We start from the raw sequence: 8,713 nt of genomic DNA, 5'->3' as shown, positions 1-8,713 counted from the left end.
GGCCGGGGGTCCGCGCCCCACCCTCTTCGCCATCCCCGGCAACCACGACTGGTACGACGGGCTGACCGCCTTCCTGCGGCTGTTCGTCCGCTCCCGGGACGACAACCTGGGCGGCTGGCGGACCGGCCAGTCCCGGTCGTACTTCGCCACCGAACTGCCGGCCGACTGGTGGTTCTTCGGGCTGGACAACCAGTCCGGCTCGTACATCGACGATCCGCAGCTCACCTACTTCGAGGAGGTCGCCCGACGGCTCGGCCCGGAGTCCCGGGTCATCCTGGCCGTCCCGGAGCCGTCCTGGGTGAAGACCGTGGACCACCCGTCGGCGTACGACTCGATCGACTACTTCGTCCGCACGATCGTCGCGCCCAGCGGGGCGCAGGTACGGCTGCTGCTCTCCGGGGACCTGCACCACTACGCCCGGTACGCCAACCCGGACCGGCAGTTGGTCACCTGCGGTGGCGGCGGCGCCTACCTCTACCCGACGCACAAACTGCCGCCCCGGATCGAGGTACCGCCCCGGGACACCCTGGTCCGGCGGTCCAGCCCCACCGAAACGTACGAACTGGCCGGCCGGTTCCCCGACGCGGCCCGCTCCCGCCGGTACGCCTGGGGGGTCTTCCGGCGGCTGCCGCTGCGCAACCCCGGCTTCTCCGCGCTGCTCGGCACGTTGCACACCCTGCTGATGCTCGCCATGGCCGGGGTGGCGGCCAACGACAACGGCACCGCCGAACAGCGGCTGTTCAGCGTCCCGCTGGTGGCGATGCTGGGGGTGACCCTGCTCGCCGCCGCGTTCTTCGCCAAGCCACCCGGGGCCAGCGGGAAACGACACTCCCGGCACTGGATCCTCGGGGTGGCGCACGGGCTGGCGCACGTCGCGCTGGCCGCCGCCGGCACCTGGGCCTGGCTGCACCTGCCGTTCTACCACTGGCCGTGGGCGTTGCCAGCCGCCGCTGCGGCGGTGGTCTACGGGCCGGTCATCGGGCTGCTGGCCACCCAGCTCGCGGCGGCGTACCTGCTGGTGGCGGGCTTCTTCGGGGTGAACCTGAACGAGCTCTTCGCCGGCCAGGGGATCGAGGACGGCAAGGCGTTCCTCCGCCTGCGGATCGATCCGGACGGCACCCTGACGGTCTACCCGGTCGCGGTGGACCGGGTCTGCCGACGGTGGCGGATCAACCCGGACACCGCGCCGGACGCCTCCTGGCTACTGCCCGACCAGCCGTTGCCGGTACGCCTCGCCGAGCCGCCGTTCACCGTGCCGTAGCAGCCCGGCACGGTCAGCCGGAGTAGCGCTGGTCGTGGGCCTGGCGGGGACCGCAGACCGAGGCGCGGCTGCACGAGCAACGGGACCCGTCGGCGTCCAACCGGACGGTGACCGAATCCCGGGGCACGCTGTGCCCGACCACCCGCCCGTCGCCGTCCGGGGTGGACACCCGCGACCCGAGCGGCGGTGCCGACTCGTGGAACTTCTGGTACAGCGGATGTTCGTACTTGAGACAGCACATCAGCCGACCGCACGCCCCGGAGATCCGCAGCGGGTTCAGCGGCAGGTCCTGGTCCTTGGCCATCCGGATGGTGACCGGCTCGAAGTCGGTCAGGAAGGTGGCACAGCACAGGTCCCGCCCGCAGGAGCCGATCCCGCCCTGCACCCGGGCCGAATCCCGGGCGGAGAGCTGACGCAGCTCGACCCGACAGTGCAGCGTGGCACCGAGATCCCGGACCAGGGCCCGGAAGTCCACCCGGTGCGGCGCGGTGAAGTAGATGGTCGTCCGGGCGCCGATGCCCTCCTGCGCCGACTCGGCCACATGGTCGACCGCGACCACCTTCATCGGCAGCCCGTGCTCGCGGATCAGCCGCTTCGCCGCGACCTTCGCCTCCGCCTTGCGCTGCCGCAGCAACTCGTCCCGGCGCAGGTCCTCGTCACCGGCCAGCCCGACCAGCCGGGGGAAGCCGGAGGTGTCCTCGGTGACCCACTGGGCCGCCCAGACGCACTCCGCCACCAGCGGACCGTCGTCGGTCGGGACCAGCACCCGGTCGCCGACCTGCGGGCTGAACTCCCCCGGATCCAGGTAGTAGAGGCGCCCGTACCGGTTGAAACTGACCGCGCAGAGCATCCCCATGGCTTCACCTTACGACGCGACGACGGCCGGACCCAGCGGTCAACGGCCGATCCGGGTGGTCAGGCCGAACCGGTTCGGTGCCGGGGCCGGCGGCCGGTAGGCCGACTCGGCCAGGCTCGGCCCCCACTCCCGTAGCAGCCGCTCCGCGCCGTCGTACGCCACGGAGAGGGTGGCCAGGATCCGGGCGCCGATCTCGGCGGCAGCCGCCCCGGCAGCACGCCCCGCGCCGTCGGCCGACCCGTCGCCACCCGCCCCGGTGACCGCCACCACCGTCACCGCCTCCGCGCTGCCGAGCGCCTCGGCCAGGGTACGGGCCAGCGCGAGCCGGCTGCGGTCGATCCAGTCGGCCAGCGCGTCGGCGTACCCGCCGGTCGACTCCAGCCGGCCGACCAGGCTCTCCGGCCCCTCGTCGAGGTGGGCGACGAGGGCGGACCGGACGTCGGCGAAGGCGGACGCCCCCGCACCGGACCAGTCGCCCGGGTCGGCGAGCTGGGCGCACGCGTCGTCGTACTCCCGGATGAGCTGACGCACCGCGTGCCCGGCGGTGGCCAGCGGCTCCGGCCGCAGCTCGGTGAAGGCGCCGAACGCCTCGCCGGGCAGCGCCCGCAGCCGGCGCAGCAGCGGCCAGATCCGGTGGACCTCCGGGGCGCCGGCCGAGGAGAGCAGGTCGTCGACCCGGCGGAGCAGGTCCCGGCCGGGCTCGGTGAGGCGGTCCAGCTCGTCCATCAGCCCTCCCCCGGGTGGCGGCGCCGGACCCCGTGGTCGGTGTCGGTGTAGCCGTTGGCGGCGGCCCGGACCGCCTCGGCCGCGGCGGCGATCCGCGCGGCGGCCCCGGCCGCCTCCCGGGCCCGGTTACCGGTGGCCGCACGCCACTGCGCGTGCAGGGCCCGGCCCAGCTCGCCGGGGCGGCCGGCCGCCTCCGTCCCGAAGGCCGCCTGCGGCGGGTCGGTGGCGGTCACCGCGTAGGCGACGGCGGAGAGGGTGGTCGCCGCGTCGTCCAGCCGGGCGGCGATCCGGTGCAGGCTGTCCATTCAGGCCCCCGCCAGCGGCCGGTAGGCGCGGAACGTCTCGGTGTGCAGTTTCTCCCGGGCCCAGCGCGCCGCGTCGGCCGCCGAGGTCACCGCGGCCTGCACCGAAGCGGCGACCTCCCGGCTGGACCGGCCGTGCAGCGGGCCGAGGAACCGTACGTCGACGATGGTGCCGGCGGCGGTGACCACGACCTCGACCAGGCCGTCCGGGGACCGCACCGTCACCTCGACGGTACCGACGGCCTCGTCGAACTCCGCCTGGAGCGACTCGATCCGGCGGTAGCGTCGCACCGCCTCCTCGATCCAGGCCTCGTCGATCTCCCCCCGCGTCATCGCAGGCTCCTCCCGCAGGCCGTTCACGTATCGTGCCGCGACCGTTGCACTGCGGCACCGGAACGTTACCGGCCCGGACAGCGTCAGGAAAACCCCTGCGACAAGATCATCACGATCTATGGAACCAGCGCGCCGGAGGGCGAAAAGGCTCAGCCGCGCCAGAGGGCGAGCATCATCGCCTCCACCGCGATGCGGGGCTTGACGTTCGAGGCGATCGCCGTCCGGCAGGCCAGGATCGCCTCCAGGCGACGCAACGCTCCCTCTGCCTGCCACTTCTCGGCCGCTGCGACCGACAACGGTGCGGCGTCGGAGTGCACCGGGGCGACCGGTGCCCGCAACGCCGCCACCAGCGCATCCCGGTAGAACCCGGCCAGGTCCACCAGGGCCCGGTCCAACGCGTCCCGTTGCGCCCGGGTGGCCCGCGACTTCTGCCGCTTCTCCAGGTCCTTCACCTGCCCGGCGATGCCCCGCGCGGCGCCCGCCGCGCCCCGACCGGTGCCGCCGGCACCCAGCGCGGTCTGCAACGCGGCCTTCTCCGCCGCGTCGGTCTCCGCCACCGCTGCCGCCGCCTCGGCCTCCGCCGCCTCGATCAGCGCCGAGGCGGCGTCGAAGGCGGCACCGACCCCGGTGAGCCGGCGGGGTACGGCCAGCACGGCGTCCCGGCGGTGGCGGGCCTCCGGGTCGGCCGCCAGCAGCCGGGCCCGCCCGACGTGCCCCTGCGCGGCGGCTGCGGCCCAGGCGGCCACGTCCGGGGGTACGCCGTCCCGCCCGGCGAGTACGGCGGCCACCGCCTCGGCCGGCGGCTGCCGCAGCGACACCACCCGGCACCGGGACCGGATGGTCACCGAGATGTCGTCCGGATGGGTGGACGGGGTGCACAGCAGGAACACCGTCCGGGGCGGTGGCTCCTCGATCGCCTTGAGCAGGGCGTTCCCGGCCGCCTCGGTGAGCCGGTCGGCGTCGGCGATGACCACGATCTGCCAGCGTCCGCCGGCCGGGGTGGTGGCCGCCCGGAGCACCAGGGCCCGCATCTCGTTGACCGAGATGGACAACCCCTCCGGCACCACCAGACGCACGTCGGCGTGGGTACCGCCGAGGGTGGTCCGGCAGCCGGCGCACTCCGCGCAGCCGGTGCCGTGGACGCACTGGAGTGCGGCGGCGAACGCCCGGGCCGCCACCGACCGGCCCGATCCGGGCGGACCGGTGAAGATCCAGGCGTGGGTCATGCCCCCTGTCGGGGTGGCGGCGTCGGCCGGTTCCGGGTCACCACCGGCAGCGGAGAGGGTGGCTGCCGCGTCGGCGGCGGCCCGGCGCAACGTCCCGACCGCCTCGTCCTGCCCCACCAGTTCGGCGAAGACGTCACCCATCAGGGAATCCTCACCCCCGGCACGGTCGTTGCAACCACCCGGCCACCATCGCCCGGCACGGTCGTTGCAACCACCCGGCCACCATCGCCTGGCACGGTCGTTGCAACCACCCGGCCACCATCGCCCGTCACGGTCAGCAGGACCGCCGTTCCAACTCACCGTCGGCGAGGAGCGCCAGCTCGGCTTCGGACAACTTCGGCTGCACCGAGGTGTCCGGCCGCCTGGCCGGCTCCGGGTGCACCACACCCGCCGGGTCGCTGAGCATCCCGTCGAGCCGGGCCAGCACCGCCGTGCTGATCTCCGGGGCCGGCCGGGAGGCGTCCAGCACCAGGTAGCGCTTCGGGTCGGCGGCGGCCAGGTCGAGGAAGGCGTACCGGACCCGCTCGTGGAAGTCGATCGACTCGGCCTCGACGTGGTCGGTTTCGCCCCGTCGGGCGGCGACCCGACGCAACCCGGTGGCCGGCTCCACGTCGAGCAGGATGACCAGGTCGGGCTTGAGCCCACCGGTGGCCCAGGAGGAGAGCCAGGAGACCTCGTCGGCGGGGAGCGTACGACCGGCGCCCTGGTAGGCGAGCGAGGAGTCGACGTACCGGTCGCTGATCACGACGGCCCCCCGGGCCAGCGCCGGACGGACCACGGTGGCGACGTGGTGCGCCCGGTCGGCGGCGTAGAGCAGCGCCTCGGCGCGGGGAGAGGGTACGTCGCTGCCCGGCGCGCCGAGCAGCAGTGACCGGATCCGCTCACCCACCGGGGTCGCCCCGGGCTCCCGGGTGACCACCACCTCGTGCCCCTCCGCCCGCAGCGCCTCGGCGAGGGCCGTGACCTGGGTGGACTTGCCGGCCCCCTCGCCACCCTCGAAGACCAGGAACAGCCCGCTGGAGGTGAACGGCTCGGCTGGCGAGAGCGGGCGGCCCCGGACCGAGCCCCACAGGTCGGCCAGGACCGGTACGCCGATCTTGTCGTCCATCTGCCGGAACGCGCTGATGCCGGCGAAGATCCCGGCGACGCCGGCGGTGAGCAGCAGCAGCCGGGTCGAGGAGACCGAGATGCCCAGGTCGGCGATCCGCAGTTCGCGGGAGCCGCCGATACCGACCAGCAGGCTGCTCAGCGAGATGGCGAGCATCAGGACGATCCGGGTGCCGGTCTGCACCACGGCGAAGACCCGGCCGCGCACCTCGTCGGCGATCTCCCCACCGAGCAGGGTGGTACCGGCCAGGAACGCCATGCCGGCGCCCGCGCCGACCAGGACCGCGCCGAGCATCGCCATGGAGAGGTGGATGGCGGCGGCGAGCACCAGGACCGAGGCGCTGGCCAGCACGATGCTCATGCCGAACCAGCGCCGCCGGGACAGTTCCCGGACGATCATCGGGCCGAGCCCGATGCCCAGCGCCAGACCGACGAAGATGGCACCGAAGAGCAGGTAGAACGCGGCGTCACCGGCGCCGAGCGAGGCGGCGAAGAAGCGGGCCGCGCCGATCACCACACCACCGCCGGCGAAGGCGCCGAAGATCCCCAGCACCAGCCCCCGGACCAGCGGACTCTTGCCGATGAACCGCCAGCCCTCGACGAACTGCCGCAGCATCCCCTGGTCGGTCCGGGACTGTTCGGCGCTCCGGCCGCTGATCTCCTTGATGCCGAAGAAGACCACCACTGCGGTGGCCAGCCGGGAGAACGCGTTGAAGTAGAGGGCGAGTGTCGCCGGTTCCACCCAGCCGGGCGTCGGGCCGGTCGCCACGGCGCGGACCACCGCGTCGAGCGCGGAGAGGCTGATCGCGGCGAGGACCGGGGTGAAGCCGTAGGTGGTGATCAGCGTGAGCTGGTTGGCCATCTCCAGCCGGGTACGCGGGATCAGGTTGGGGACCGCGGCCTCCTTGGCCGGGATCCAGAGCAGCGTGATCGTCTCGATCAGGAAGGTCGCCAGCGCCGCCCAGGCGACCACCGTGCCGCCGCTCGCGCCGAAGACCGCGACCAGCGGGATCGAGGCGAAGAGGGCGAACCGCAGCAGGTCGCAGATGACCATCGTGTAGCGCCGGTCGAACCGGTCGGCGAGTACCCCGGCGACCGGGCCGAGCACCAGGGCGGGCAGCAGCCGGACCGCGATCACCCCGCCGAAGGCGGCGCCCTTGGCGGTGCTCCCCTCGACCTGGGTGGCGGCGAAGATGGAGGTGGCGAGCAGGCCGAGCCAGTCACCGTAGGCGGCCACCCCGAGGACGAGCCAGAGTCGGCGGAACGGGCGGATCCGCAGCACGGAGCGCAGGGCGGCGTACCCGTTCTGCGCCGCTGGCCCGGCCTGGGTGGAGGTGGGCGGTGCGGTGGACGCGGCGCCGCCCTCCGGAGCGTTGCGGGCGTCCTGGTCCGGCGTGCCGGGTCCGTCCCCGGGTGCCGTATCCCGCTGGTTGGCGTCGATGGCCGTACCTCCACGTGCCGGCCCATCGCTGGGCTCCACCGGTGACACTCTAGTCCGGGGGTTGGGATCGGCCGCCCCCGACATTCTGCTGCTGGCGAGGGTAGCCCCGGCTGCCCGCTGCGGGACAACCGGACAGACGCGAGGGGATTTCGCATTTTTCCGGGCCGGGTTAGCGTGCAGGGATGTCCACCGAACGCGACAGCCTGCGGCGGCCGTCCACCGGACGCGATGAGCTGCGGAAACGCCTCGACGCCGCCACCGCGCACCTCGATCCGCCGTTCGCGGTGGTCGACCTGCCCGCCTTCACGGCCAACGCCGACGCGCTCACCGGCCGGGCCGCGGGCAAGCCCGTCCGGCTGGCCAGCAAGTCCGTCCGGTGCCGCGAGCTGATCACCCGCACGCTGGCCCGACCGGGCTGGCACGGCGTGCTGGCGTACGCCCTGGCCGAGGCGAACTGGCTGGTCCGGACCGGGGTGACCCGGGACGCCGTGGTGGCGTACCCGACGGCGGACCGGAGCGCCCTCGCGGAACTGGCCGGGGACGCCGAACTGGCCGCAGCGGTCACCCTGATGATCGACGATCCGGCACAGCTCGACCTCGTCGACGCGGTCACGCCCCCCGGCCGCCGCCCCGAGCTGCGGGTCTGCCTCGATCTCGACGCCTCGTGGCGGCTGCTGGGCGGTCGGCTGCACCTCGGGGTACGCCGGTCCCCGGTCCACTCGGCGGACGCCACCGGCGCACTCGCCGCCCTGGTGGCGGCCCGGCCCGGGTTCCGGCTGGTCGGGTTGATGGCGTACGAGGCGCAGATCGCCGGGCTGGCCGACACACCGCCCGGGCAGGCGCTGCGCGGCGCGGCGATCCGGGTGGTGCAGCGCCGGTCGTACGCCGAACTGCTGGCCCGGCGCGGGGCGGCGGTCGCGGCGGCCCGCGAGCACGCCGACCTCGAATTCGTCAACGGCGGCGGGACCGGCAGCGTGGCGGCGACCACGGCGGATCCGTCGGTCACGGAGGTGACCGCCGGCTCGGGGCTGTACGGCCCGCGCCTGTTCGACGGCTACCGGGCGTGGCGGCCGGAGCCGGCCGCGTTCTTCGCCTGCCCGGTGGTCCGCCGGCCCGCCCCCGGCATCGCCACCGTGCTCGGCGGCGGTTGGATCGCGTCCGGCCCGGCCGGGCGGGACCGGTCGCCCACCCCCTGGCTGCCTGCCGGACTGGCCCTGCTCGGTGGGGAGGGGGCCGGCGAGGTGCAGACCCCGCTGAGCGGCCGGGCCGCGGACCGGCTCAGGGTCGGCGACCGGGTGTGGTTCCGGCACGCCAAGGCCGGTGAACTCTGCGAGCACGTGAACGAGCTGCACCTGGTCGACGGCGACACGTCGACCGGGACGGTACCCAGCTACCGGGGTGAGGGGCGGTCCTTCCTCGGCTGACCGGGGCCGCCCCTCACCCCGGTAGCTGGGTACCGTC

At 74.3% G+C, this 8,713-nt stretch carries 8 protein-coding genes; 2 read left to right on the top strand and 6 right to left on the bottom strand.

Translation table 11 applies throughout. The features are described 5' to 3' along the window. Positions 1–1,261 (top strand): metallophosphoesterase family protein (locus GSF22_RS26605; protein WP_208816474.1); only part of this gene is annotated, 1,261 nt, incomplete at its 5' end. A gap of 13 nt (positions 1,262–1,274) precedes the next feature. On the opposite strand, the gene GSF22_RS26600 is transcribed toward GSF22_RS26605, so the two are convergent. The 6 genes from GSF22_RS26600 to tmk form a co-directional block, all read right to left on the bottom strand. Further along, positions 1,275–2,117, bottom strand: coding sequence for a PSP1 domain-containing protein (locus tag GSF22_RS26600; RefSeq protein ID WP_208816473.1), 843 nt, complete (start codon positions 2,115–2,117; stop codon positions 1,275–1,277). 39 nt (positions 2,118–2,156) lie between these two features. Continuing rightward, a complete protein-coding gene (locus GSF22_RS26595) occupies positions 2,157–2,843 on the bottom strand; it encodes a hypothetical protein (protein ID WP_208816472.1) in 687 nt (228 codons plus the stop codon). Next, positions 2,843–3,148, bottom strand: a complete 306-nt coding sequence (locus GSF22_RS26590; protein ID WP_208816471.1) for a hypothetical protein — start codon at positions 3,146–3,148, stop codon at positions 2,843–2,845. Before GSF22_RS26590 ends, GSF22_RS26595 begins: the two co-directional genes overlap by 1 nt. After that, positions 3,149–3,478, bottom strand: a complete 330-nt coding sequence (locus GSF22_RS26585; RefSeq protein ID WP_208816470.1) for a YbaB/EbfC family nucleoid-associated protein — start codon at positions 3,476–3,478, stop codon at positions 3,149–3,151. It abuts the gene before it with no gap. A gap of 149 nt (positions 3,479–3,627) precedes the next feature. Beyond that, positions 3,628–4,845 (bottom strand): DNA polymerase III subunit delta', encoded by a 1,218-nt coding sequence (locus tag GSF22_RS26580; RefSeq protein ID WP_208816469.1) that lies wholly within the window; start codon positions 4,843–4,845, stop codon positions 3,628–3,630. A 133-nt stretch (positions 4,846–4,978) separates the two neighbouring features. Further along, positions 4,979–7,093 (bottom strand): dTMP kinase, encoded by a 2,115-nt coding sequence (tmk, locus tag GSF22_RS26575; protein ID WP_208816475.1) that lies wholly within the window; start codon positions 7,091–7,093, stop codon positions 4,979–4,981. Positions 7,094–7,434: 341 nt separating this feature from the next. Between tmk and GSF22_RS26570 the strand changes: the two genes are divergently transcribed. Continuing rightward, complete coding sequence (locus GSF22_RS26570) at positions 7,435–8,676, top strand: amino acid deaminase/aldolase (RefSeq protein WP_208816468.1); 1,242 nt, start codon at positions 7,435–7,437, stop codon at positions 8,674–8,676. Positions 8,677–8,713 lie beyond the last annotated feature (37 nt).

It is taken from the genome of Micromonospora echinofusca (assembly GCF_017614955.1).
In the GTDB taxonomy this organism is placed as follows: Bacteria; Actinomycetota; Actinomycetes; order Mycobacteriales; family Micromonosporaceae; genus Micromonospora; species Micromonospora echinofusca_A.
This window is presented reverse-complemented; position numbering and strand designations above follow the sequence as displayed.